Source organism: Pseudomonas sp. (assembly GCF_041601375.1).
GTDB lineage: Bacteria > Pseudomonadota > Gammaproteobacteria > Pseudomonadales > Pseudomonadaceae > Aquipseudomonas.
This window is the reverse complement of sequence record NZ_JBFIIG010000051.1, coordinates 1-24,189: the sequence shown is the minus strand read 5'-3', so window position 1 is coordinate 24,189 and position 24,189 is coordinate 1. Positions and strand designations below refer to the sequence as shown.

25 protein-coding genes and 1 pseudogene are annotated in these 24,189 nt (G+C 64.9%); 10 read left to right on the top strand and 16 right to left on the bottom strand.

What is annotated here, in order from left to right; all coding sequences use genetic code 11:
- The 5 genes from ABZE94_RS09530 to mdcA all read right to left on the bottom strand — a co-directional run.
- Window positions 1-375, bottom strand: a 375-nt coding sequence (locus ABZE94_RS09530; protein ID WP_372875293.1) for a biotin-independent malonate decarboxylase subunit gamma, incomplete at its 3' end; no start/stop codon positions are given.
- Window positions 372-1,229: a biotin-independent malonate decarboxylase subunit beta gene (locus ABZE94_RS09525; protein ID WP_372875292.1), complete on the bottom strand. Its 858-nt coding sequence runs from the start codon at window positions 1,227-1,229 to the stop codon at window positions 372-374. The genes ABZE94_RS09525 and ABZE94_RS09530, both read right to left, overlap by 4 nt.
- Window positions 1,222-1,521 (bottom strand): malonate decarboxylase subunit delta, encoded by a 300-nt coding sequence (locus ABZE94_RS09520; RefSeq protein WP_372875291.1) that lies wholly within the window; start codon window positions 1,519-1,521, stop codon window positions 1,222-1,224. Before ABZE94_RS09520 ends, ABZE94_RS09525 begins: the two co-directional genes overlap by 8 nt.
- A 2-nt stretch (window positions 1,522-1,523) precedes the next feature.
- Window positions 1,524-2,402 (bottom strand): triphosphoribosyl-dephospho-CoA synthase, encoded by an 879-nt coding sequence (locus ABZE94_RS09515; protein ID WP_372875290.1) that lies wholly within the window; start codon window positions 2,400-2,402, stop codon window positions 1,524-1,526.
- Complete coding sequence (gene mdcA, locus ABZE94_RS09510; RefSeq protein WP_372866666.1) at window positions 2,402-4,078, bottom strand: malonate decarboxylase subunit alpha; 1,677 nt, start codon at window positions 4,076-4,078, stop codon at window positions 2,402-2,404. The genes ABZE94_RS09515 and mdcA overlap by 1 nt, the downstream gene beginning before the upstream one ends.
- 216 nt (window positions 4,079-4,294) lie before the next feature.
- Here mdcA and ABZE94_RS09505 point away from each other — a divergent pair, with 216 nt between their 5' ends.
- The gene (locus ABZE94_RS09505; RefSeq protein ID WP_372875289.1) at window positions 4,295-5,833 is read left to right on the top strand and encodes a sigma-54-dependent transcriptional regulator; all 1,539 of its coding nucleotides are present in this window, start codon (window positions 4,295-4,297) and stop codon (window positions 5,831-5,833) included.
- A 232-nt stretch (window positions 5,834-6,065) separates the two neighbouring features.
- Here the strand turns inward: ABZE94_RS09505 and ABZE94_RS09500 are convergent, their stop codons facing one another.
- The 4 genes from ABZE94_RS09500 to ABZE94_RS09485 form a co-directional block, all read right to left on the bottom strand.
- Window positions 6,066-6,977 carry an SDR family oxidoreductase gene (locus tag ABZE94_RS09500; protein WP_372875288.1) on the bottom strand — a complete coding sequence of 304 codons (912 nt, stop codon included), beginning with the start codon at window positions 6,975-6,977 and terminating at the stop codon, window positions 6,066-6,068.
- A 135-nt stretch (window positions 6,978-7,112) separates the two neighbouring features.
- Window positions 7,113-7,994: an alpha/beta fold hydrolase gene (locus ABZE94_RS09495; protein ID WP_372875287.1), complete on the bottom strand. Its 882-nt coding sequence runs from the start codon at window positions 7,992-7,994 to the stop codon at window positions 7,113-7,115.
- Entirely contained in the window at window positions 7,991-8,773 is a 783-nt protein-coding gene (locus ABZE94_RS09490; protein WP_372875286.1) for a class II aldolase/adducin family protein, read from the bottom strand. Before ABZE94_RS09490 ends, ABZE94_RS09495 begins: the two co-directional genes overlap by 4 nt.
- A 212-nt stretch (window positions 8,774-8,985) precedes the next feature.
- Window positions 8,986-9,438 carry a flavodoxin gene (locus ABZE94_RS09485; RefSeq protein WP_372875285.1) on the bottom strand — a complete coding sequence of 151 codons (453 nt, stop codon included), beginning with the start codon at window positions 9,436-9,438 and terminating at the stop codon, window positions 8,986-8,988.
- A gap of 225 nt (window positions 9,439-9,663) precedes the next feature.
- Between ABZE94_RS09485 and ABZE94_RS09480 the strand changes: the two genes are divergently transcribed.
- Window positions 9,664-10,122, top strand: a complete 459-nt coding sequence (locus tag ABZE94_RS09480) for a PAS domain-containing protein (RefSeq protein ID WP_372875284.1) — start codon at window positions 9,664-9,666, stop codon at window positions 10,120-10,122.
- 54 nt (window positions 10,123-10,176) lie between these two features.
- Entirely contained in the window at window positions 10,177-10,791 is a 615-nt protein-coding gene (locus ABZE94_RS09475) for a PilZ domain-containing protein (RefSeq protein ID WP_372875283.1), read from the top strand.
- A gap of 300 nt (window positions 10,792-11,091) precedes the next feature.
- Here the strand turns inward: ABZE94_RS09475 and ABZE94_RS09470 are convergent, their stop codons facing one another.
- The gene (locus tag ABZE94_RS09470; RefSeq protein ID WP_372875282.1) at window positions 11,092-12,045 is read right to left on the bottom strand and encodes a MerR family transcriptional regulator; all 954 of its coding nucleotides are present in this window, start codon (window positions 12,043-12,045) and stop codon (window positions 11,092-11,094) included.
- A 90-nt stretch (window positions 12,046-12,135) separates the two neighbouring features.
- Between ABZE94_RS09470 and ABZE94_RS09465 the strand changes: the two genes are divergently transcribed.
- The gene (locus tag ABZE94_RS09465) at window positions 12,136-12,558 is read left to right on the top strand and encodes a thiol-disulfide oxidoreductase DCC family protein (RefSeq protein ID WP_372875281.1); all 423 of its coding nucleotides are present in this window, start codon (window positions 12,136-12,138) and stop codon (window positions 12,556-12,558) included.
- A gap of 132 nt (window positions 12,559-12,690) precedes the next feature.
- Here ABZE94_RS09465 and ABZE94_RS09460 read toward each other — a convergent pair whose 3' ends face one another.
- The 6 genes from ABZE94_RS09460 to trxB all read right to left on the bottom strand — a co-directional run bounded on the left by ABZE94_RS09460 (window position 12,691) and on the right by trxB (window position 16,806).
- Complete coding sequence (locus ABZE94_RS09460) at window positions 12,691-13,032, bottom strand: HopJ type III effector protein (RefSeq protein WP_372875280.1); 342 nt, start codon at window positions 13,030-13,032, stop codon at window positions 12,691-12,693.
- Window positions 13,029-13,334 (bottom strand): DUF1244 domain-containing protein, encoded by a 306-nt coding sequence (locus ABZE94_RS09455; RefSeq protein WP_372875279.1) that lies wholly within the window; start codon window positions 13,332-13,334, stop codon window positions 13,029-13,031. Before ABZE94_RS09455 ends, ABZE94_RS09460 begins: the two co-directional genes overlap by 4 nt.
- A gap of 156 nt (window positions 13,335-13,490) precedes the next feature.
- Window positions 13,491-13,862, bottom strand: a complete 372-nt coding sequence (folX, locus tag ABZE94_RS09450) for a dihydroneopterin triphosphate 2'-epimerase (protein WP_372875278.1) — start codon at window positions 13,860-13,862, stop codon at window positions 13,491-13,493.
- Window positions 13,863-13,864: 2 nt separating this feature from the next.
- Window positions 13,865-14,425 (bottom strand): GTP cyclohydrolase I FolE, encoded by a 561-nt coding sequence (gene folE / locus ABZE94_RS09445; protein WP_372875277.1) that lies wholly within the window; start codon window positions 14,423-14,425, stop codon window positions 13,865-13,867.
- Window positions 14,426-14,448: 23 nt separating this feature from the next.
- Entirely contained in the window at window positions 14,449-15,159 is a 711-nt protein-coding gene (folM, locus tag ABZE94_RS09440) for a dihydromonapterin reductase (protein ID WP_372875276.1), read from the bottom strand.
- A 702-nt stretch (window positions 15,160-15,861) separates the two neighbouring features.
- Window positions 15,862-16,806 (bottom strand): thioredoxin-disulfide reductase, encoded by a 945-nt coding sequence (trxB, locus tag ABZE94_RS09435; RefSeq protein WP_372875275.1) that lies wholly within the window; start codon window positions 16,804-16,806, stop codon window positions 15,862-15,864.
- Window positions 16,807-17,070: 264 nt separating this feature from the next.
- Here trxB and cysZ point away from each other — a divergent pair, with 264 nt between their 5' ends.
- From cysZ to ABZE94_RS09405, 6 genes and pseudogenes are all read left to right on the top strand, one after another.
- A complete protein-coding gene (gene cysZ / locus ABZE94_RS09430) occupies window positions 17,071-17,826 on the top strand; it encodes a sulfate transporter CysZ (RefSeq protein WP_372875274.1) in 756 nt (251 codons plus the stop codon).
- A 15-nt stretch (window positions 17,827-17,841) separates the two neighbouring features.
- On the top strand, window positions 17,842-19,044 hold the full coding sequence (locus ABZE94_RS09425) for a glycosyltransferase family 4 protein (RefSeq protein ID WP_372875273.1): 1,203 nt from the start codon (window positions 17,842-17,844) through the stop codon (window positions 19,042-19,044).
- 350 nt (window positions 19,045-19,394) lie between these two features.
- On the top strand, window positions 19,395-20,171 hold the full coding sequence (locus tag ABZE94_RS09420; protein WP_372875272.1) for an aldolase/citrate lyase family protein: 777 nt from the start codon (window positions 19,395-19,397) through the stop codon (window positions 20,169-20,171).
- Window positions 20,172-20,185: 14 nt separating this feature from the next.
- A complete protein-coding gene (locus tag ABZE94_RS09415; RefSeq protein ID WP_372875271.1) occupies window positions 20,186-22,273 on the top strand; it encodes a TonB-dependent receptor family protein in 2,088 nt (695 codons plus the stop codon).
- Window positions 22,274-22,391: 118 nt separating this feature from the next.
- Window positions 22,392-23,609, top strand: coding sequence for an ATP-grasp domain-containing protein (locus tag ABZE94_RS09410; protein WP_372875270.1), 1,218 nt, complete (start codon window positions 22,392-22,394; stop codon window positions 23,607-23,609).
- Window positions 23,606-24,189: pseudogene (locus ABZE94_RS09405) on the top strand (IucA/IucC family siderophore biosynthesis protein); the annotation flags it as partial. The gene ABZE94_RS09410 and the pseudogene ABZE94_RS09405, both read left to right, overlap by 4 nt.

The following is a 24,189-nucleotide window of genomic DNA, read 5'->3' as shown; positions in this document are numbered from 1 at the left end:
GGCGCGGGCGTAGCTGTCCACCGCAGCGGCCAGGGCCTGGTGGATGCCATAGGCTTCCTCGCGGCGGCCATAAGCCTGGCTCGGCACATCGACAATGGCGACCAAGGCGCGTTTGTGCGAACTGCCGGCATCGGCCTCGATCGCCTCATCCACCGCCTTGGCCAGGCCCCAGCCTTCGAGCAGGCCGACCTCGCCGTTGCGGGCACGGGGGAAGGGATTGGCGGCGTCGACCACCACCGAGAGGTAACGCAGCGGCTGGCCGGCCAGTTCGGTGTCAGCCACCAGCAGTGACGCCGGCAGTCCGCCGATAGGGGTCGCCGCGCCAGCCAGGGCGTGAAACCAGTTGCGGCCACGTTGTTCGCGGGCAGTGCTCATGACTGTTCTCCTTGATAGGTGCGGCGCACGGCAGCGGCATCGGCCTGGATGGCGGTGTCGACGCCCTGCAGGCGTTCGAGGAACCAGGCATGCCGGCGGCTGCGCTGCAGCGTCGGCATGCCCTGACGGAACAGGGCGATCAGTTGCTGGCGAATCGGCTCGACATCGTCGGCCACATAGGCATCCACCAGGCCGCTGGCATGGCGCTGCTCGCCGCCGGTCAGGCTCCAGATGAAGGGCCGGTCGCGCGAGTCGTATTCGTCGATGCCGGCTTCCTGCTCGATCACCTGCGGGCCGTTCAGGCCCAGGCGCGCCTCGCGGGTCACCAGCAGGTAGCTGCACAGCCCGGCGGCGATGGACATGCCGCCGAAGCAGCCGACCGGTCCGGCGATCAGGGCGATCACCGGCTGGTACTGGCGCAACTCGACGATGGCCGCCTGGATTTCGGCGATGGCGGCCAGACCGAGGTTGGCCTCCTGCAGGCGTACGCCGCCGGTTTCCAGCAGCAGCACGGCGCGGGTCGGCGTGCCGTTGCGGTTGTCCTCGGCGGCCAGCTCCAGCGCGCCGGCGATTTTCGCCCCGCCCACTTCGCCGAGGCTGCCGCCCTGGAACGCCCCTTCGATGGCGATGATCACCGTCGGTTGATCGTCGAGCAGGCCCTTGCCGATCACCACGCCGTCATCGGCCTGGGCCACGATGCCCTGCTTGGGCAGCCAGGGCGAAATCACCTTGGCAAAGGGATCGAGCAGTTCGCGAAAGCTACCGGCGTCGAGCAAGGCGCGGGCGCGCTGACGGGCACCGAGTTCGGTGAAGCTGCGCTGCTGCAGCAGGCGTTGGATATTGGCGTCATGCATGGGCTAACTCCTCCAGGCCTTGCTCCAGGCGCAGGCGCACCACACCGGGGGTCGCGCCGAAATCGTGGATAGAAATGCTCAGCGCCGGCAGGCTCTGCTCACGGAACATGCGCTCGAACAGCTGCTGCCAGCGCGGCGCGCTGCCGTTGACCGAGGTCACCACCTGGATCGTCAGGCTGCCGGGCGTACCGGGCTCGAGCAGCACTTCCAGGTCGCCGGAACCGACACAACCGACCTGTGCGCGGCTCTGGGCCGGTTGGCCGGCGGGAAATTCAAAAGACAGGGTTTCCATGCTTAGACACTCCCAATCTGCGCCTGCAGCGCAGGCTGCAGGCGGTCGAGGAATAAAGACGCGGCGAGCAAATCGGCTGCACCGCCGGGTGAGGCACGCAGCCTCAACATGTCGTAATCGAGTTCTCGCAGGCGCCGGCGTCCATCCAGGCTGGCGCAACCGCCGGCCATGAGCACCGCTCGGGCGCCGCCCTGCATGCTGCTCAGGCCGGCCAGGCCGGCGCGATAGAGCACGCAGGTGTCCGTCAGGCTGGTCATGATCGCCAGCAGGGCATCCAGCCGGGCGTTCTGCTCACCGGCGGCGGCGGCGCGGCTGCGCTGCAATTGCGGCAGGGCCTGCTGGATCACCGCCGGAAAGCCCAGTTGCGCCTCTTCGCGAGCGCCGCGCACGCCGTACAAGCGGCAGACCTGGGCACCGTGGCTGTCGCCATTGGCCGGCGCGCCACGGTCGCTAAACAGCGCGATACGCGCCGCCCGCAACGCCACGCTGGCGGGCTTGAGTGCCTGCTCATCCAGCGCGGCGGCCGCCGTCAGCAAGCCGAGGGACCAGATCGCCCCGCGGTGGGTATTCACTCCGCCGGTGACGCGCAGCATCTCCACTTCACCCTCACGGCCTAAGCGCCCCAGCGCTTCGCGCAGTGGCTGGCCGATGTCGCCCAGTTCGAGGGCGGCTTGGGCCATTTGATTGAACATCGGCCACAGCGCCAAGGCAGAGGCGTGCATCAGGCCCAGGTGCAGGTCGGTATGCGCGCCACTGCCACGGCGGTCGACCAGGCCCGGCTTGGGCGACAGGTCGGCCTCGTCGATCAGCGCTTCCACCGCCAGGTCGGCCAGGCTCTCGCTCAGGGACAGCTGCGGCTGTCGTGCATTGACTGCGCTCATCACCAGCTCCTGAATTTGGCGGGTGGGTTGTACAGGCCACCGGACCAGTCGACCAACTCGGCGATGCTCTTGGCCGCGAGCAACTCGCGGCTGGCATCGGCGCGGCGGATGCCGAGGTCTTCCGGCAGCGCGATCAGCCCTTCGCGGCGCATCCGCACGGTGTCTTTCGGGTCATGGCGCAGGCCGATGGCGGTCACTCCGGCGACCGCGGCGATCATCGCCTGGCGCTCCTCCAGCGAACGTGCCTTGTACAGGTAGGCGATGCCTTCCTCGGTGAGCAGATGGGTGACGTCGTCGCCGTAGATCATGATCGGCGCCAGCGGCATGCCGCTTTTCTTCGCCACCTCGACCGCATCGAGCTGATCGACGAAGGTCGGCTTGCCGCCCTCCTGGAAGGTCTCGACCATCTGCACCACCAGCTTCTTGCCGCGTTCGAGCATGGCTTCGGGGCTACCGCTCTGGTCCTGGCGCATGTCCAGCCAGGCCGGCGTGGCATGCCGACGGCCGCGCGGGTCGTGGCCCATGTTCGGGGCGCCGCCAAAACCGGCCAGGCGCCCGCGGGTGACGGTAGAGGAATGACCGTCGCCATCCACTTGCAGGGTGGCGCCGATAAACAGGTCGACCGCGTACTGCCCGGCCAGTTGGCACATCATGCGGTTGGAGCGCATCGAGCCGTCACGGCCGGTGAAGAACACGTCCGGACGCATGGCGATGTAGTTTTCCATGCCCAGTTCGGTGCCGAAGCAGTGCACGCTTTCGACCCAGCCGGTTTCGATCGCCGGGATCAGGGTCGGGTGCGGGTTGAGCGTCCAGTTGCGGCAGATCTTGCCCTTGAGACCGAGGGACTCGCCGTAGGTCGGCAGGATCAGCTCGATGGCCGCGGTGTTGAAGCCGATGCCGTGGTTGAGCGACTGCACCTTGTGTTTCTCGTAGATGCCGCGGATCGCCATCATCGCCATCAACACATGCACCGGCTTGATGTGGCGCGGATCGCGGGTGAACAGCGGCTCGATGTAGAACGGCTTGTCCGCCACCACCACGAAATCCACCCAGGAAGCGGGGATGTCCACCCGAGGCAGCTCGCTGACGTCGTCCACTAGCTCGTTGACCTGGACGATGACGATGCCGTCGCTGAAGGCGGTCGGCTCGACCAGCGCCGGGGTGTCCTCGGTGCTCGGCCCGGTGTAGATATTGCCGGCGCGGTCGGCCTTGAAACCGGCGACCAGGGCGACATTGGGGATCAGGTCGACCAGCAGCCGCGAATACAGCTCGATATAGGTGTGGATGGCGCCAACTTCGAGCAGGCCGTCTTCCAGCAACTGGCTGATGCGCAGGCTTTGCGGGCCGGCGAAGGAGAAATCGAGCTTGCGAGCGATGCCGCGTTCGAACAGATCCAGGTGCTCGGCGCGGCTGACGCTGGGCATGATCATGTGCAGGTCGTGCAAGCGGCCGGGGTCGACCTTGGCCAGCGAGCGCGAGAGAAAGTCCGCCTGCTTCTGGTTGTTGCCTTCGAGCACCACCCGATCGCCGGGGGCGATCAAGGCTTCGAGCGCCGCGACTATCTTGTCGCTGGGCAGGACCACGCCATCGGCGAGGCTGCGCACCTGATCGAGACGTCGGGCTTTTTCAGCGCGGCGACGCGACCATTGCGGCGGTGGGGATATTGTTGTTGTCATGCTGACTCCACGAGTTCCGCTGTCGTGGGAGCACCTTAGGAGCGCGACTGACTGCCATCAATCAAGCACACGGCGGTATTATTACGTTCAGGTTAACGATCGCTCTAGCACCGCGCCTTGCGGCCATGAGTGAGCGTGAAAACCGGCGCTCGGTTAACTAAGCCATCCAGACCGGGCATACTGCTGCACCTGTAATCGAGCCGGTTCCTCGCCCGTATGCGTATCCACGTCAGCTTTATCGACCGCGTTGGCATCACCCAGGAAGTGCTGGCCCTGCTTGGTGGGCGCAATCTCAACCTGGATGCGGTGGAGATGGTGCCGCCGAACGTCTATATCGACGCACCGACCCTGAGTGCCGCAGTGCTCGACGAGCTGCGCGAAGCGCTGTTCAAGGTGCGCGGCGTGCAGGCGGTGACCATCGTCGACATCCTCCCCGGCCAGCGCCGGCGCCTGCAGCTCGACGCCCTGCTCGCGGCCATGACCGACCCGGTGCTGGCGGTGGATGGCGAGGGCCGCGTGCTGCTGGCCAATCCGGCCTTGATCGCCCTGTGTGGGCGCGAAGTGGAAGGGCTGTCGCTCGGTGAACTGTTCGCCGACCCGGCCTTGCACCGCGCGCTGCTGGAGCAGCAATTCCGCCTGCCGCTGCGTGAAGTCACCCTCAACGGCCAGGCGCTGCTACTCGATGCCATGCCGATCAGCGAAACCGTCGACGCCGGTCAGCGCCGGCTCGCCGGCGGCCTGCTCACCCTGTACGCGCCGAGCCGCATCGGCGAACGCCTGGCGGCACTGCACCACGATCATGCCGAGGGCTTCGATTCGCTGCTCGGCGAATCGCTGCCGATCCGCACCCTGAAGACCCGCGCCCTGCGCGTCGCCAGCCTCGATGCGCCGCTGTTGATCCAGGGCGAAACCGGCACCGGCAAGGAACTGGTCGCGCGCGGCTGTCACGCCATCAGCGCGCGCCACAACGCCCCCTTTCTCGCGCTTAACTGCGCGGCATTGCCGGAGAACCTCGCCGAAAGCGAGCTGTTCGGCTACGCCCCCGGCGCCTTTACCGGGGCCCAGCGCGGCGGCAAGCCGGGGCTGCTGGAACTGGCCAACCAGGGCACGGTGTTTCTCGATGAAATCGGCGAGATGTCGCCTTATCTGCAGGCCAAACTGCTGCGCTTCCTCAGTGACGGCAGCTTCCGCCGGGTCGGCGGCGAGCGCGAGGTCAGAGTCGATGTGCGCATCCTCAGCGCGACCCACCGCAACCTGGAGAAAATGGTCGGCGAAGGCGCCTTCCGCGAAGACCTGTTCTACCGCCTCAACGTGCTCAACCTGGAAGTGCCGCCATTGCGCGAGCGCGGCCAGGACATCCTGCTGCTGGCCCGGCATTTCATGCAGCAAGCCTGCGCGCAGATCCAGCGACCGCAGTGCCGCCTGGCACCGGATACCTACCCGGCCCTGCTCGGCAACCGCTGGCCGGGTAACGTGCGTCAGCTGCAGAACGTGATCTTCCGCGCCGCCGCCATCTGCGAAAGCAACCTGGTGCAGGCCGACGACCTGGACATTGCCAGCACCGCCGTGGCGCCGCAGCCGCTCGAAGGCGAGATCGTCAGCCTGGAAGCCGCCGTGGCCGGTTTCGAGAAAGCCCTGCTGGAGAAGCTCTACCTCAGCCACCCCTCCAGCCGGCAACTGGCCGCGCGCCTGCACACCTCGCACAGCGCCATCGCCATGCGCCTGCGCAAGTACGGAATTTCCGGCAAGGGCTGAGAGGTTGTGAAATAACGCTCGCCTACCGCGATTTTTTCACTAACCCTGAGAGGCTGAAGCCGCGTTCACTGGCACGTAGCGCCTCCTACGGGTTAGCAGTCGCAGCACTTCTGTAGGCTGCGCCGTGCGCACTCCACAAAAGCCAAAGGCCGGCATTTAGCCGACCTTCACCTTGAAGCGCTGCGTCAGGAAAATCAGCCTCTTGGCCGAATCCCCCGCCAGGCTGGTGCGATCAGGAGGTGTATTGCTGCAGATGCGCCATCATCTCCTGCAGGGCCTCGAGGTTGTCGGCCGGGTGCACCGCGCCGTCGAAGTCGCAGATCTGCTGCCAATGCTCGGCCACATCTTCCGGGCTGAAGCCGGCACGCGGGTCGAAACCGGCGCCCAGGCTGCGCTCCCAGCGGGTCTTGCCGATCCAGCCGCCACCGACCTCGAACAGACCGGAGGTTTCTTCGCAGGCCTGGCTGGCCAGGTAGACCACCAGTGGACTGACCAGCTCGGGCTTGAGCTGCTCGAATATCTGCGGCGGGATCAGCCCTTCGGTCATGCGCGTGCCACCGGTGGGGGCGATGGCGTTGACCAGGATGTTGTTCTTGCGCCCTTCGATGGCCAGGGTGCGGGTCAGACCATAGAGGCCGAGCTTGGCCATGCCGTAGTTGGACTGGCCGAAGTTGCCGTAGATGCCGGACGTGGAGGCGGTGAAGATCACCCGCCCGTAGTTCTGCTCGCGCATGTGCGGCCAGGCGGCGCGGGTGACCTTGTAGGCCCCTTCGACGTGGACCTTATAGACCAGATCCCAATCGGCGTCGTCCATCTTGTGGAAGGTCTTGTCACGCAGGATGCCGGCGTTGTTGACCACCACATCGATACGGCCGAAGGCGTCCAGGGCGTGCTGGACGATCTTTTCGCCGTCGGTCACCGAGTCATGATTGGCTACCGCGGTGCCGCCGGCGGCGCGGATCTCCTCGACCACCTTGGCCGCGGCCGAGGCATTGGCGCCCTCGCCATGGGTGCTGCCGCCAAGATCGTTGACCACTACCTTGGCGCCATGCTTGGCGAACAGCAGGGCATGGGCGCGACCCAGGCCGCCACCGGCCCCGGTGACGATCACGACTTGGTCTTGAAAACGGATGGCTTCGCTCATGGGCTAGGTTCCTTGGCAGGTTGGCAATGGCCCGAGTGTCCAGCAGGCAGGCACCGCTCACAATAAAGACACGGGCATCTGAATAGTGCTCGATAAGGCAGTTCGATGATGACACCGCCCCATCATGCGCCTTGCTTATAGTGTTTGGCGAAAAGCCAGGTAATGATCCAGCACTTGCCCAGGGGCCTCGATCTGCGGGTAATGACCGATGCCGTCGAGCAACACGGTGTCGGGCGCCGGGATCAGCTCGCGGTAGCGCGCCAGCATATGCGCACCGGAGATCGGGTCGAACGCGCCGTCGATCAGGCGCAGCGGCATCCCGCCCTGCTGCATCGCCGCCAACCAGCGCTCGCGCTGTACCCGGCGCTCGGGCATGTAGCGGATCAACCGGTGCATCACCCCGGGCCCATCGTTGGGCGCGATCAGGCGCCAGAAGTCGTCCAGCTCCTCTTCGCTGGGCTGGCTCTGCGGACCGAATATCTTGGCGAAATTGGCCGCCAGGGTGCGCCGGTTGAACAGCTTGCCGAGCAACGGCCCAAGGGGGCTGAGCAGCAGCTTCTGCACCAGCACCGGGCGATGGGTTTCGGGGAACAGGCCGCCATTGAGAAACACGCAACTGGCCAGTTGGATGCGCTGTTCATGATGGCGGGCGAGGAGCTCCTGGGCGACGCTGTCGCCATAGTCATGCGCCAGCACATGCACCGGCGCCTGAATGCCCAGGTGGGCGAGCAGCGCCTGCTGCACATCCGCCTGCTCCAGCAGGCTGTAGGCATGCCCGCGCGGCTTGGCCGAGTCGCCGAAACCGAGCATGTCGCAGGCGATCAGGCGGTAATTCTGGCTCAGCGGCGCCCACAGATAATGCCAATCCCAACTGGCGGTGGGAAAGCCATGGATCAGCAACAACGGCTCGGCATCGACCGGCCCCGCCGTCCAGTAGCGCAGGGCATGGCCGCGAAAGTCGAAGTCCCGTCCCTGGGCGCGCCAGTCCGCCAGGGCAATCCCGGGTAATGCACTCACTCGGCGTAACCCGGCATCTGCTGGTCGAGCCTGCGCAGCAGCGCCGGCCAGGGCAGCGCGCCGCCCATGCCCTGCGGGCTTTTCATCACCCCGGCGAGCATGGCCTTGGCGCCGTCGAGGACCTGTTGCGGGATGTGGATCAGCTCGCTACCGCCGCTCTGCGCCATCACCTGAATCTCGCAGGCGCGCTGCAACGTGAACATCATCAGAAACGCATCGGCGATGCTGCCGGCGGCGGTGAGCAGGCCGTGATTGGGCAGGATCATGAAGTTCTTGTCGCCCAGATCCTGCTGCAGACGCGCCTTCTCGTCGTGGTTCAGCGCCACGCCTTCGTAACCGTGATAGGCCAGGCTGGCGAGCACGAACAACGACTGCTGTGACAGCGGCAACAGGCCCTGCTTCTGCGCCGACACGGCAATCCCGGCGGCGGTATGGATGTGCAGCACGCAGGCGACATCGTGGCGCACCTCGTGTACCGCGCTGTGGATGGTGTAGCCGGCCGGGTTGATGTCGAAGGGACTGTCCATCAGCTTGTTGCCGGCCAGGTCGATCTTCACCAGGCTGGAGGCGCTGATCTCGTGGAACATCAACCCGTAGGGGTTGATCAGGAACTCTTCGCTGCCCGGCACCTTGGCCGAGATATGCGTGAAGATCAGGTCATCCCAGCCATACAGGGCGATCAGACGGTAGCAGGCGGCCAGGTCGACCCGCGCCTGCCATTCGGCGGCGGACACCTGATCCTTGAGATTGAGACTGGGCAGAGCATGGGCAGCGGTCATGGGGGACACCTCGGCACGTGTTGTTATGTGCCTAGGAGTCTAGCGAGGGGTGGGCAAAAGAGGAGTCGCCCTGGCAGCCAGCTTAGTGACCGAGCAGGCCTTGTCGACTTGCCGCGCGATCGGGATAGCTCGCATCGTAGGGCGGCTTCGGAGCGTAGCGACAACCCGCCAGCTTTGCGTCGCGCCGCGCCGCGCCGCGCCGATCAACCCTCTCAGACCTTCAGCGCGGCCATGAACTCGCTTAGCCAGGGCTCGGCGTCGCTTTCCGGGGTGACGCTTTCGCTGCTGTCCAGACGCAGCATCGGCTGCACCTCGCGAATGCCCAGTTCGGCATACAACTCGCGCACCAACTCGCCGCCACCACAGAAGGTGTCGCCGTAGCTGGAGTCACCCAGGGCAATCACCCCACCCGGCAGACCACTCCACGCGGGCAGGTGATCGCGGATGGCGAAATACAAAGGCTGCAGGTTATCCGGCAGCTCGCCCATACCGGTGGTCGAGGTCACCGCCAGAAAGGCTTCGGGGGCAAACGCCTGGACATCGGCCAGGCTGGCGCGGGGGTTGTGCCAGGCGTCGAACCCGGCTTCTTGCATCAATCGCTCGGCATGCCGGGCGACCTCTTCAGCGGTGCCATAGACCGAACCGGAAAGAATGGCGACTTTCATAACTCACTCCGAAACATGCAGAACACAGACTGAAACGGCGGGCATTATGCCGCAAGTAGACAGCGTGCCCGGATGTTTTAGAATGCAGCGGACAGAAAGGCTGTGAAAAAAGCGCTTGCCTGCTGCGACAGTCGCCGGGCGCCTGCAACTGCGTTGCGCTCCGCCGACGGCGCCCTCGCGACGGCCTTCGATATTTCCCCAGCCTCAGAGCCCAGGAACCGCCTCATGATCAACGCCAAACTGCTGCAGCTGGTGATCGACGCATCGAACGACGGCATAGTGGTTGCCGAACAAGAGGGCGATGACAACATCCTCATCTATGCCAACCCTGCCTTTGAAGAGCTCACCGGCTATGCCCGCGAGGACATTCTCTACCAGGATTGCCGCTTCCTGCAGGCCGATGACCGCGACCAACCAGGCCTGGCCACCATTCGCGCAGCGGTGAAGGCCAAACAACCCTGCCGGCAAGTCATTCGCAATTACCGCAAGGACGGCAGCGCATTCTGGAATGAACTGTCGATCACACCGGTGTTCAACGAAGCCGATCAACTGACCTACTACATCGGCATCCAGAAGAATGTCACCGAGCAGGTGCAAACCCAGGAACGGGTCAAGGAACTGGAAGCCGAGCTGGCGACCCTGCGCGCGCAATTGGCCCAGCTGGAAAATCGACCACCGGCATAAACCAAAAGCGAACTATGCTGTCTTAAGGGTCAATCCTTTGGGCAGAGTTCGATCATGCACGACCAGCCATTACTCACCCAGACTGAACTGGACTTCATTCAAGACCTGCATAAAAAGCCTGCGACACGCAAGCGCAAGCCGGTACCCTTGCCTGAGTTGCTGGTCGATGCCGGCGCCCAACTCAAAGAGCTGCTCGCCTACTGTGCAGCCAACGAGCAACTGACCATCGAGGCGCACATCGCCAACCAGCGCCTGACGTTTACCCCACAACTGATCGAAGATGCCCACCACGTGCAACACCTCGAGCTCGGCGTCCCGCAGATTTTCGATGAGGGTCCGGCCAGCCGCGCCTGGCGCCTGCCGCTGGATCCACCCGTTGCACTGCGCCAGCGCAATGGCAAGCCCAGCGACCTGTGGATACACGAGCTATCACTCAACGGCCTGCTGCTCGAACTGCGCAGCAAACATGCCGCCCCCGAACACTTCGAACTGATCCTGCCACTCGCCGGCCAGAAGCCGATCGCCATTGAAGGCAGCCAGGTGCGCAAAACCGCTGGCGGGCTCCTGGCCTATCGACTCGACCCACTCGACAAACGCAGCAGCGAACGCCTGCAGCAGTTCATTTTTCAGCAACACCGCGCCCTGCATCCCCAAGTCAGTCAGGGCTAGCAGGCGATCTTCCAGTCTCTGGGCGTGAGGATCTGCCGTAGGAGATCCCGCCTCGCCTACGACGCCGCGCTGTCGCGCAGCAAACTGGGTGCTCCCCTGTTGTAGGAGCGGCTTCAGCCGCGAAGCTTTGGCTGTGCCGCGAAGAATTCGCGGCTGAAGCCGCTCCTACAGAGAACGTAATAACCTATAAAATCAATTGTATACATGTTGTTTGATGAGCGACGGGACGCCCAGTCATTCAGCCGCGAAATTCCAGATGAATCCGCTGGCAGGCTGCCCATCAAGTAACTTCAGCGCTTGTCAGGTATCCAGATGCCCGGCGAGGAACTGCTGCAAACGGCGTTGCATCAGGCGACCCTCGTTGCCCAGGCAGGCTATCGGCGAGCCGCTCAGGCTGTCCTCGGCCAGCTCGGCGCCATCCCCCGCCAGCACCAGCGGACAATCCAGCGCCAGCGCCAGGCGCGCCAGCACGCGCGGCAGGTCGTCACTGGGTGGCAGATTGGTGAACAGCACCAAGGCCTGTGGCTGCATACGCTCGCAGACCAGGGCCAGCTCTTCCAGCGGCTGACCCACGCCCAACACACTGACCGACACCTCCGAACTGCTCAGCAGCAGGCCGGTGACCAGCAACTCCAGCTCGCGACAGTGACCCGGCAAGGCCGCCAGCAAGACCCGCGCCTCGACTTGGGTACGAAAGATCTGCAGACGCTGCAGGGTGCGCGCGCGCAGGAAAGTATCGAAGAACAACCACTCACTGGCCTGACCAAACTCGTCCTGGCGCAGCAGCAACTCCTGCCAGAGCGGCATCAGAATGTCCTGAAACACCACCGGCAGCGGGTAGCTGGAAAAAACCTGGCCGTACAAGCGGTCGAGCCTGACATCGTCAAAGGCACTTATCGCGCGGCGCAGTTGCGCTTGCCATTGCGCCCACTCGCCGGAGCTGACTTCTTCATAGACCGGCGTGCTGGCCGATCGGGTCGAAATGTTTTTCGCCAGAATCTTGCCGACCTTGCTGACCGACACGCCGCGCTCGATCCACGCCAGTATGCTGCGCACGGACTCGATGTCCGCCTGCGAGTAGAGGCGATGCCCGCTTTCGGTACGCGTCGGCCGGATCAACCCGTAACGGCGCTCCCAGGCCCGCAAGGTCACCGGGTTGACCCCGGTCAACCGCGATACCTCGCGAATAGGAAACAGCTCTTCCTGCTTGAGGGCACTCGAATCGAGGGACAAGGCACCAACGAGATCGGACATGGGAGAGGCATCACCGCAGAAATGGTGCCGGCATTGTAACTCAGCTGACACCGGCCTACATTGTACAAGACTTATACAGAGAACCTGACCATGTCCGACTCTCCCCACTGGCCACTGACCCTTTACTACGATGGCGACTGCCCGCTGTGCGCCCGGGAGATCCGCTTTCTCAGCCGGCATGCCAACGCCCAGCGCCTGCAGCTGATCGATATCGGCAGCGCAGACTTCCCGGCAACCGGCGTCGGCATCGACAACACCACCCTGACAAACAGGCTACACGCCCGCTTCGCCGACGGCCAATGGGTGACCGGCCTCGATGCCACGCTCTGGAGTTGGCGCGCGGCAGGACTTGGCCGTTGGGCCACCCCCCTGACCTGGCGGCCGCTACGGCCGATGTTCGAGCTGGGTTATCGACTGTTCTGCCGGCTGCGCCAGCATCTGGCCTGGCTGCCGCACCCAGAGGCAGGCAAACGCTGCCGGCGCGGGCAATGCAGCAGCGCCCGGCGTCCTTGAAGCAGATCTCAGCGGCTGGGAAATATCGAGCACCGGAGCGAGGCCGCTTCCAGGCGTTCGCGGCAAGGCGCGCTACGCCCGCAGCGGGCGTTTGGAGGCGGCCGCAGTAGGCGAGCGTTTTGTCACAGCCTCTCAGGCTTTGCGCTTGAGCGGCTGCTGGTCGAAGCGCACGCCGGCGAGGCCGGTGGCCATCAGTGCGCGAATATTGCCGTGGTCGTTGCCGTCCGGGTTAGCCAGCACACTGCGGTAGTGTTCGCCGAAGCAGCGCAGGGTTTCTTCCAGGGTCAGGCCTTCGAGCAGGGCCAGGCCCAGGGTCTTGCAGGAGCCTTCGTTCTGTCCGGCAGGATTGTCTACCCCGCCATTGCTGAAAGCGCTGGGCCGATAGTCATAGTGCCCGGCGATAAAAGCCAGGGTTTCGGCAAAGGCGAACGCGTCGCTATGCAGGTGGGCGCGGAAGTCGTTCAGGGCGCTCATGCCTTGGGGTCTTTGTCGCTGGCCTTGATGAACGCAGCCTGCTGCTCGGCGCTGGCCTCTTTCTGGTATTTGCTTTTCCACTCGCTGTACGGCATGCCGTAGATTTCTGCGCGCGCCTGGTCCGGGGTGAGCGCAATGCCGATGTCATCGGCCGCGGCCTTGTACCATTTGGACAGGCAATTACGGCAGAAGCCGGTGAGATTCATCATGTCGATGTTCTGCACATCGGGGCGGCTGCGCAGGTGTTGCAGCAGGCTGCGGAAGGCGGCTGCTTCGAGTTCCAGGCGTTCTTGATCGGTCATGGTGATGTTCTCGGAGGCGGGCAGGACCTCTGCCGGACGCGCGGGCGCGCTCCGACAGACTGGCAGGTTAAGGTGGCGAGAATGATAAAAGCCCCGCCGGCTTGCGGCAATGCTTGGCTGGCTCGTTGGTCGAGCCTTCGCCGGGTTGGCCGCGGTTCAGCGGTGGCCGGCCAGGGTGATCGAGACCGACTCGGCAAAGCGCAGGGCATGGGGTTTGTCGACTTCCACTTCGGCGTAGCGCACGGTCGCCTGCTGCATCACCAGGTCGAGGATTTCCTGGGTCAGGCGTTCGAGCAGGGCGAAGCGATTGCCTTCGACGTGCTGGATGATCGCCTTGGTGATGGTGCGGTAGTTCAGTGCGTGATCGATATCGTTGTCGCGCACCGCATCGTTGGCCGGATAGAGGATGGTCAGGTTGATCAGCACATCCTGCTTGTTGTTGATTTCCTCTTCCTTGATGCCGATGAAGGTGCGCAGGCGTAGATCCTTGACCCGAATGCGCGCCATTCCAGGCTCCAGTCGTGGCATAACTAGTTGCTCCGTCCGATCAGTTGCAGGAACTCGTGGCGGGTATTGTATGACTCGCGGAAGGCGCCGAGCATCACCGAGGTGGTCATGACCGAGTTCTGCTTCTCGACGCCACGCATCATCATGCACATGTGCTTGGCTTCGATCACCACGGCGACACCGGCGGCGGCGGTGACCTGTTGCACGGCATCGGCGATCTGTCGGGTCAGGTTTTCCTGGATTTGCAGGCGGCGGGCGTACATGTCGACGATCCGCGCGACTTTCGACAGCCCCAGGACTTTGCCGGTGGGGATGTAGGCCACATGTGCCTTGCCGATGAAGGGCAGCAGATGGTGCTCGCACAGGGAATAGAGTTCGACGTCCTTGACGATGACCATTTCGTCATTGTCGGAGGCGAACAGCGCGCCGTTGACCACTTCTTCCAGGCTTTTCTGGTAGCCGTTACACAGGTATTGCATGGCTTTGGCCGCGCGTTTCGGGGTATCCAGCAGACCTTCGCGTTCGGGGTCTTCACCTACGCCGAGGAGGATGTCGCGGTAGTGATCAGGCAATTGTCGGTTCATTGATGCAGTCCTCGAGGCGCGCCTCATTTGAGATGGCGGCCGCCGTTTACGGTAAGGGTGGTGCCGGTGACGTACGGGTTATCCAGCAGGTAGCGCAAACTTTGATAGATCACCTGGGGGCCTGGTTCGATGCCCAGTGCCGATTTCTCCAGGGTTTTCGCCCGGTAGGCCGCGTCATCTTCGGGGTTGAACATGATCAGTGCCGGGGCGATGCCGTTGACCTTGATCCGGGGCGCGAATTTCGCGGCGAACGAGAGCGTGAGGCTGTCCAGACCGGCCTTGCTGGCGCAGTAGGCCGGGCGCTTGGCGCTGCCTTTGCGCGCGACATCGTCGCTGACATGGATGATGTCGGCGGGGGTCGAACGCCGCAGCAGCTCGGCGCAATGCAGGTTGATCAGGTAGGGCGCCAGCATGTGCACGTTGAACAGCTGCTGGAATACCGCCGCCTCTGCGCCGGGCGTTTCGACCAGCCAGTCGGATGCGTTGTGGACGATGGCGCGCAGGCTGTCGGTGTGGGTTTTCAACGCGGCGATAAAGGCAAGAATTCCCGCTTCACTGGAAAAATCGGCCTGGATGGTCAGCGCCCCGCGCGCGCGCAGGCGCTTGATGCCCTCGCGCTCGCTGCGGTAGGTGGTGATCAGCCGATGCCCGTCGTCGAGCAGGCGCTCGGCACAATACAGGCCGATGCGTTTACTGGCGCCAGTGATCAGGACGGGTGATGCGCTAGCGCTCATGATGAACTCGGCTGATGAAAGAGTGGCTCAGCGACGTTACGTCGGGATACCTGACCAGTATGGCGCTTCGCCGACTGAACCAGCGGCAAAGTTATACCAGCCGCAGGTTTTGTACAACCATGTGACTTGCATGGTTACTGCCAGCCTGATCGTTTTTGCCTGTTCTGTTGGGCCTGGTCGCGTGCACTCAGGATTTCCCGCTCGAAAAACTTGATTTTATATTGTACAAAATAATTATATCTGTACAGCTATTGGGGTGGCTATGAGTCCGTGGCAATTGCGTATCGCGCTGCTGTGGCGGCGGGTCGAGCGGGTTGAGGTGCTGGCTTTGCGGCCAGTCACAGGCACCCGGCTCCGGGCTTCGTTGCCGGCACTCAAGGCGTGTTTGCGCTGGAGTGGGGTGCGGCGGATTGTGCGGCTACAGCGCCAGAGTCATGACGAAATCATCGGTCGTCCTGGTCTGCAAACAGCCGGTCCTGGAATGCTGATATCACTGCAAGCATGAAAGCTGGGGAAAACACTCTCGCCTACGCTGGCCACCGCCAGAACCCCGCGGTGCAGCCACCGCAGGCGGTGCACCAAGGGTTGCTCGGCGCGACGCAAAGCTGACGGGTTGTCGCCGCGCGCCGATCGGATCGCAGCCCGGATCGCCGGTCTCGTAGTCGCGCTCTCGGCTCTCGCGGGAGCGCCCGGACGGCGCTCCTACGCGTCGAGAAAACGCTCCACATCCAGAGCCGCCATGCAGCCGGCGCCGGCGGAGGTGATGGCCTGGCGGTAGACGTGGTCGGCGACGTCGCCGGCGGCGAATACGCCCGCCATGCTGGTGGCCGTGGCATTGCCGTCGCGGCCGCCACTGACCACCAGGTAGCCGTCCTTCAGCGCCAACTGGCCGTCGAACAGCGCGGTGTTGGGCGTGTGGCCGATGGCGACGAACAGGCCATCGACCTTCAGCTCGTCGCTGCTGCCGTCGTTATTCTTCAGGCGCACACCGGTGACGCCCATGGCGTCGCCCAGCACTTCGTCGACCTCGGCGTTGAGCTTGAGCACGATCTTGCCTTCGGCGACCCGCGCCTGCAGCTTGTCCTGCAAAATCTTCTCGGCGCGGAAGGTCTCGCGGCGGTGCACCAGGGTGACCTGGCTGGCGATATTGGCCAGGTACAGCGCCTCCTCCACCGCGGTATTGCCGCCACCGACCACCGCGACCTCCCGGTTGCGGTAGAAGAAACCGTCGCAGGTGGCGCAGGCCGAGACGCCCTTGCCCATGAACGCCTCCTCGCTCGGCAAGCCGAGGTAGCGGGCGCTGGCGCCGGTGGCGATGATCAGCGCATCGCAGCTGTAGGTGGCGCTGTCGCCGACCAGGGTGAACGGCTTGCCGGCCAGGTCCACCGCGTTGATGTGGTCGTAGACGATCTCGGTCTCGAAGCGCTCGGCGTGCTCCTGCATGCGTTGCATCAGCGCCGGGCCGGTGAGGCCGTGGACATCGCCCGGCCAGTTGTCGACTTCGGTGGTGGTGGTCAACTGGCCGCCGGCCTGCATGCCGGTGATCAGCAGCGGCTTGAGATTGGCGCGCGCGGCATAGACCGCGGCGCTGTAACCGGCAGGGCCGGAACCGAGGATGATCACCCGGGCATGACGTGTTGCAGACATAAGAGACTCCTGCCGGGCACTGCGCCGGGCGAATAAAAAAGGGGCTAGCCAAGCACCTCAACAGTGCAGTGGGCGGCCAGCCCCAGAATCTGACCAATAGTTGAACTGATGCGCAGCCTACGCAGGTGCCGGCAAGCAAGGAAATACCCTTTGCCAATTCCATGCATAGCGAATCCCTATGATGCCTCGAGCGACAGCGGCGGACTTTCCCCTGCCGCACAAAATCGGTAAGGTCGGCGCGACTTTCACCTCGCGGAGAACCCCATGCCTGCTCCCGTACTATCCGGCCCGCAATACCTGCGCGACGGCCTGAACCTGGTGCTGAGCCCGGGCTTGCGGCTGTTCGTGCTGCTGCCATTGGCGATCAACCTGATCCTCTTCGTCGCCCTGGTCGGCTTCGCCGTGCAGCAGTTCGGCGGCTGGGTCGACGCCTTCATGCCGAGCCTGCCGAGCTGGCTGAGCTTTCTCGAATACGTGCTCTGGCCGCTGTTCGTGGTGCTGGTTCTGCTGATGGTGTTCTTCACCTTCACCATGCTGGCCAATATCATCGCCGCGCCGTTCAACGGTTTCCTCGCCGAGAAGGTCGAAGTGGTGGTGCGCGGCGAAGACACCCTGCCGCCCTTCAGCTGGGCCGAACTGCTGGCCATGGTGCCGCGCACCCTGGGCCGCGAGGCGCGCAAGCTGGGGTACTTCCTGCCGCGCGCCATCGGCCTGCTGATCCTCACCTTCATCCCGGTGGTCAACCTGGTCGCCGCGCCGCTGTGGCTGCTGTTCGGCGTGTGGATGATGGCCATCCAGTACATCGATTACCCGGCGGACAACAACAAGATGAGCTGGCAGGACATGCTCGCCTGGCTGCGCGAGAAGCGCTGGCAGAGCCTGGGCTTCGGCGGTATCACCTATGCGGTGTTGCTGATTCCGGGGCTCAACATTCTGATGATGCCGGCGGCGGTGGCCGGCGCCACGCTGTTCTGGGTGCGCGAAGGTGGCGATCGAGCGGTCACGATAACGCCACCTTAGTGTCACATCCGCTACATGGCGGCGGCCGACACTGCCGTCATGAACACACAACCGCTCACTATCGCCCTGATCACCGAAACCTTCCTGCCGGAAATCAACGGCGTGGCCAACACCCTCGGCCACCTGGTCGAGGGCCTGCGCGCCCGCGGCCATCGCCTGCAACTGGTGCGCCCGCGGCAGAGCAGCGATGACGGGCGCAAAAGCGACCAGCAGCTGCTGCTGACCCGCGGCTGGCCCCTGCCCGGCTACCCCGGCTTGCAATGGGGCCAATCGTCACTGCACAAGTTGCTGCGCCACTGGACCCGGCAGCGCCCGGACGTCCTCTATATCGCCACCGAAGGCCCGCTCGGGCTGTCCGCCCTGCGCGCCGCCCGGCGCTTGCAGATCCCGGTGGTCAGCGGCTTCCACACCAACTTCCAGCAGTACGCCGGGCATTACGGTGCCGCCCTGCTGACCCGCGCGCTGACCAACTACCTGCGCTGGTTCCACAACCGTTCGCACATGACCCTGGTGCCCAGTGCCGGCCAGCAGATCGAGCTGCAACGCCGCGGTTTCGAACGCCTGGACCTGCTCGCCCGCGGGGTCGACAGCCAGCTGTTCCACCCTGGCAAACGCTCACCTGCGCTACGTAGCGCCTGGGGTTTGGCGGAGCACGAGATTGCCGTGCTGCATGTCGGCCGCCTCTCCGTGGAGAAGAACCTCGGCCTGCTGGCCAGGAGCTTCCGCGCCCTGCAAGCCCGTTATCCGCAGCGCCTGCTGAAGCTGATCCTGGTCGGCGACGGCCCGCACCGCGCCAGCCTCCAGGAGCAACTGCCGGAAGCCCGGTTTTGCGGCCTGCAACGCGGCGAGGCGCTGGCCGCGCACTACGCCTCGGGCGACCTGTTCCTGTTTCCCAGCCTCTCGGAAACCTTCGGCAATGTGCTGCTCGAGGCCCTGGCCTCGGGCCTCGGCGTGGTCGCCTTCGACCAGGCTGCGGCGGCGCAGCACATCCGCCACGGCCATAACGGCGCCCTGGCAGTGGCACAGGACGAGCCCGGTTTCATCGAGGCGGCCACCTGGCTGCTGGAGGAGCCGGAAAACCTGCGCCGGGTGCGCCTGAATGCCCGTCAGCACGCTACGCGGCAGGGCTGGCCGGCGATCGTCGAGCTGTTCGAGCAACACCTGCGCAGCGCCCTGGCTCCGGTCCCCGCACTTCCCGCCGGACGTACCCTGGCCTAGCAGCCTGTCCGAGAACATGCAATTTCGTAGACCGGGCCGCGTAGGCTGAACTCCGCGAAGCTCAACAAGTTGATTTTGTTGGGCTTCGTACCTCAGCGCCAGCCTGCATTTGCGGTCGATTGCCATTCTCGAACAACCTCCTAGAGTCGTTGGAAATCGCAGGCACAGCCCTGCACCGCAACGACCGCCCCACCGGCGCTGCCCGGCCTCCGGCAACCCCTAGCATTCCCCTTCGCCCGAGCGCGGTCGGCTGCGGCGCCTTCGCGCCTCGGCCATATCTAATCAAAAGCATTTACATTTCTAAACGATAAACATTATCATCTGGTAATGAATCCGCTTACGAGAAGCCCATGCTCTGCCCATCCCTCGTCTTCACACGCCTGAAGCGTGGCGAAGAGGTCTACGGCCTGCTCAACTCCGTACCCTCGCCGCTGCTCTGCGAAATGATCGGCTACGCCGGTTATCACTTCGTGATCCTGGATATGGAGCATTTGCTGCGTGGCGGCGATGAGCTGATGCATTGCCTGCGTGCCTGTGAATCGGCCGCTGTCTCGCCCTGGGTACGCGTGCCGGAGGTCGACGAGAAGCTGATCGGCCGGCTGCTCGACGCCGGCGCCGAGGCCATAGTGCTGCCGCGGGTAGAGAGCGCCGCCGAGGTCGCCCGCGCCATCGCCGCCGCGCAGTTCCCGCCGCTCGGTCGACGGGGCATCACCGGCGGGCGCGGCACCGGTTTCGGCACCCTGCCACTGGCGCCCTACATCGAGCTGGCCAACCAGCAGCCGCGCATAGTACCGATGATCGAAAGCGCCGCCGGAATCGAAGCGCTGCCGGAGATTCTCGCCCTGCCGGGGGTCGCCATGCTGCTCGAAGGCGCCCTGGATCTGGCCCTCGACCTGCGTCTCGGCCCCGATCCGCTGCACCCCGACGTCTGGCAAGCCCTGCAAGGCATGGCCGCCGCCTGCGCCGCCGCGGGGGTCGCCTTCTGCGCCAACCCGCGCACGCCCGAGCAACAGCAGTACTGGCGCGCCCAGGGCATTCGCAGCTTTCTCGCCGGCGAAGACCGCGGCCTGCTGCACAACGCCTTGAAGGCACGTCTGCATGACCTGAAATCCACCCCTAACCCCTGATGATGAAGTCCTCTATGAATAACAATGCCCGTTTGCTTTCTTTGCCACTGAGTCTATTGGCGCTGGCCATCGCCCACTCCGCGCTCGCCGAAGAGCGCAAAGCACAAACCACCCTGACGCCCATGGTGATCAAGGGCGACGTGCTGGGGAGCGCCAGCGACGAAGAGGTGCGTACCTACGCAGGCAGCCGCAGCGTGGTCGACAGCGACGAGCTGAGCAAAGCCAGCGTGCGCGGCCTCGACGATGCCCTGCAGCGCGTGCCCGGCTTCAAGATATTCGATGAGACCGGCACCGGCGCCCTGCCGCAGATTTCCGTGCGCGGCCTCACCGAGAGCCGCAGCGGCCGGGTCCAGGCGCTCGCCGACGGCATCCCGCTGTCGCTGGCGCCCTATGGCCAGACCAGCCTCTCGCTGTTCCCGCAGACCCTGGCTACCATCGACCGCATCGACATAGTGCGCGGCGGCGCTTCCGTGCAGTACGGGCCGAACAACGTCGGCGGGGTGATCAACTTCATCAGCCGGCCGATTCCGCAGAAATGGCAAACCACCCTGCAGGAGCGGGCCACCTTCGCGCCCGGCGGTCGCGCCATGTGGGACAGCTACCTCGGCACCGGCGGCTACCTGACCGACAACTTCGGCCTGCAACTGGACCTCAACACCATCACTGGCGAGTACGGCCGCGAGCACTCCGACACCGAGGTGCAGAACTACCGCCTGCGCGGCCAGTGGGACATCGACGATGCGCGCAGCCTGAGCTTCGGCGTGCAACGCTACAAAGCCGACATCGAACTGGCCGGCGCCCTCAGCGTCGCCGACTACAAGGACGACCCGCGCCAGTCGACCCGCGACCTCGACCGCTTCGAGGGCGACAGCGACCGCGTCTGGGGCACCTACAAGCAGTTCCTCGGCGCCATCGGCCCGTTCGATGCGGTGGAGTTCAGCTGGACCAACTTCGCCAACAACAGCTTCCGCGACTTCCAGATCGGCCTGCCCTTCGACCCGGCTGCCACGCCGACCACCTTTCAGGACGCGCCGCGCGACTTCCGCGTCTGGGGCAGCGAACCGCGCCTGAGCCTGAGCATCGACGGCGACAGCGTCAGCCAGACCTGGCTGCTCGGCGCCCGTCTGGTCAAGGAAAACGTCGACTTCGACGTCAACCGACTCGACCTGAGCAGCGGCGCCACCTCAGTGGTGCGCGACTGGGTGTTCGACACCGAAGGCCAAGCCGTCTACCTGAGCAACGAGGTCAAGCTGGCGGACGACCGCCTGACCGTCACCCCCGGGCTGCGCTACGAGCATGCACAAATGGAATTCAGCGGCAGCGTCAACGGGGTGCAGCAGAACCCGCAGGACAAGGTTTCCGAGGAGTGGCTGCCCGGCCTGAGCATCGGTTACCAGGCCAGCGACGAATGGTTCGTCTACGCCAACGCCCAGCGTTCGCTGCGGGTGCCGCAGGTGTTCCAGATCGTCAGGGATGGCGTGGTCCAGGCGGAACTTTCCCGGAACTACGAGACCGGCGTGCGCTACTCCCCGCAAAACAACCTGCGCTTCGACCTCGGCTATTTCCGCATCGACTTCGATGACCAGATCGAATTCTCGGACGGCGCCTTCAGGAACCTCGGCAGCACCCGTCACCAGGGCATCGAGAGCGAAGTGTTCTGGACCCCCGCAGCCCTGCCCACGCTCGATCTGCACGCCACCTATGCCTTTCTCGAGGCCGAGATTCGCACCGGTGCCAACAAGGGCAACGAGGTGCCGTTCAGCTCCAAGCATCACTTCACCGTCGACGGTCGCTACCGCTTCGCCGAGGCCTGGAGCTACACCCTGGACGGCCTCTACGTCAGCACCGCCTTCACCGACTCGGCCAACACCAGCGCGGAGAACGCCAGCGCCTCGATCGGCCGGCTGCCGGCCTACTGGTTGTGGAACACCGCCATCGAGCGCGAGTTCAAACTCGACGACGGCAGCCTGCTGACCGCCTCCGCCGGGGTCAGCAACCTGTTCGACCGCGATTACTACTTCCGCGGCATCGACACCAGCCCCCAGGGCCGTCAGCCGGCACCCGGTCGCACCCTGACCGTCGGCGTCAACTACACCTTCTGATCCACCCATCCGCAACTTGGCCCCTTGTCCCAGGGGCCATCACCCCCAAAGCCTGCCACCCGCACCCGGTCGTCATCGACGACTCGGACGGGAGGCGGCTGCCTCAAGGAGACACGCCATGCACAGCAGGACTGCTCAACAACGGCCCATCGTCATCCTCAGTCATATCGTCCACCTCGCCGTCACCGAGGGCTTTTTGCCCGCCGCGAGCAAGCGCGGCCAGCCGCTGGTGCTGATCACCGACCAGGCCCAGGAGCATCGCCGGCAACTCGCCGTCGTCAACTATCCGGCCGCGGGCCTGCAAATCCTCGAGTGCGATGTATTCAACCCGCTGGCGGTGGTCGAGCTGCTCAACGCCCATGGCCTGCGGCCGGCGGCGGTGTTTTCCAACAGCGATCACCTGCAGACCAGCACCGCGCTGGTCGCCGAACTGTTCGGCTGCCCCGGCAAGGATTGGCGGCTGTGCTACGCGGCGAAGAACAAGGCGGCGATGCGCGAGCGCCTGCAACGCCTGGGCCTGCCCAGCCCCTGGTTCCAGGTGCTGACGCCAGGCGCCGAACTGCCGAGCGACGCGCCCTACCCAGTGGTGGCCAAGCCGCGCGAAGGCGTCGCCAGCGTGGACGTGCGCCTGTGTCACAACGCCGCCGAACTGGCCGACTATTGCGCGCAGTTCTGGCAGCAACAGGGCAACCGCAGCCTGCTGCTCGAAGCCTACCTCGAAGGCCCGCTGTTCACCCTGGAGACCCTCGGCGACGGGCACAACCTGCAAGCCATCGGCAGCTTCGACGTCAGCCTGTCGCCGGCGCCGTACTTCGTCGAACTGGCGGCGCGCTGGAACGGCTCGATCAGTCGCGCCCAACGCAGCGCGGCGCTGGCCCAGGTCGCCGCGTTCGGGATCAATTTCGGTGTGTGTCACAGCGAATTCATCCTTACCGCCAGCGGCCCGGTGCTGGTCGAGATCAACTACCGCAGCATCGGCGACGGTCGTGAATTCCTCCTCGAACGCCTGCTGCCGCAGGGCTGGTTCGCACGCATCCTCGCCGTACACCTGGGTGAAGCCTTGCCGCCGTTGCACAGTAACGACGCCGCCGCGCTGGTGCATTACCTGGTCGCTGGCCGATCGGGGCGCGTGCAACGGGCCGCCGCCAGTGTCGCCGAGCAACAGGACGGCCATTGGACCGACTACCGCGCGTTGCGCCAGGTCGGCGACCAAGTCCGCCTGAGCCATTCGAACAAGGATTACCTCGGCGTGCTGCGGCTGATCGCCCCCGATGCCGCCAGCCTGGACGCGCGTTTCAGCGCGGCCATCGCCGACCTGCACTGGGAGCTGGTATGAACGGGGCGCAACGCGACGCCGGTCAGGCGGTCATCGGCCAACGCATCATCGACTGCTGTCTGCGCGAGGATATCCGCGGCCTGGTCAGCCAGGGTCAGACGCACCCATTGCCGGCCGAGCTGGCCGCGCATTGGCCGCAAGTGCCGGCGCCGCTGTGGCTGTGCATCGGCCATCTGCTCGACGGCGAACTCTGGCTGCCGGTGCGCCGGGGCGGCGCGTTGCAGCCGCTCAGCGCGCTCGGCGATAGCTGGATAAACCGACGCGGCGACTGGGTGGACGTGGAGCAAGGCTATCCGCTCTGGCTGGAGCAGCTCGGCACCGGCCTCGACGCCGCCAGCCTGGCGCTGTTCGCCGATTATCTCGCGGAGGCCGACTGTGCGGTGGCGCAGCGCAAGCTCTGCCGCGCGGCCTATCGGCAGCACTCGCCGCAACTCGCTCAAGTGCTCGAACATGCCGACTGGGGCCAGCGACTGATCGGCATCGACCGCCTGGCCAGCTACCTCGACCACCCCTTCTATCCCACCGCGCGGGCCAAGAGCGGTTTCGATGCGGCCGCGCTCAAGGCCTACGCGCCGGAATT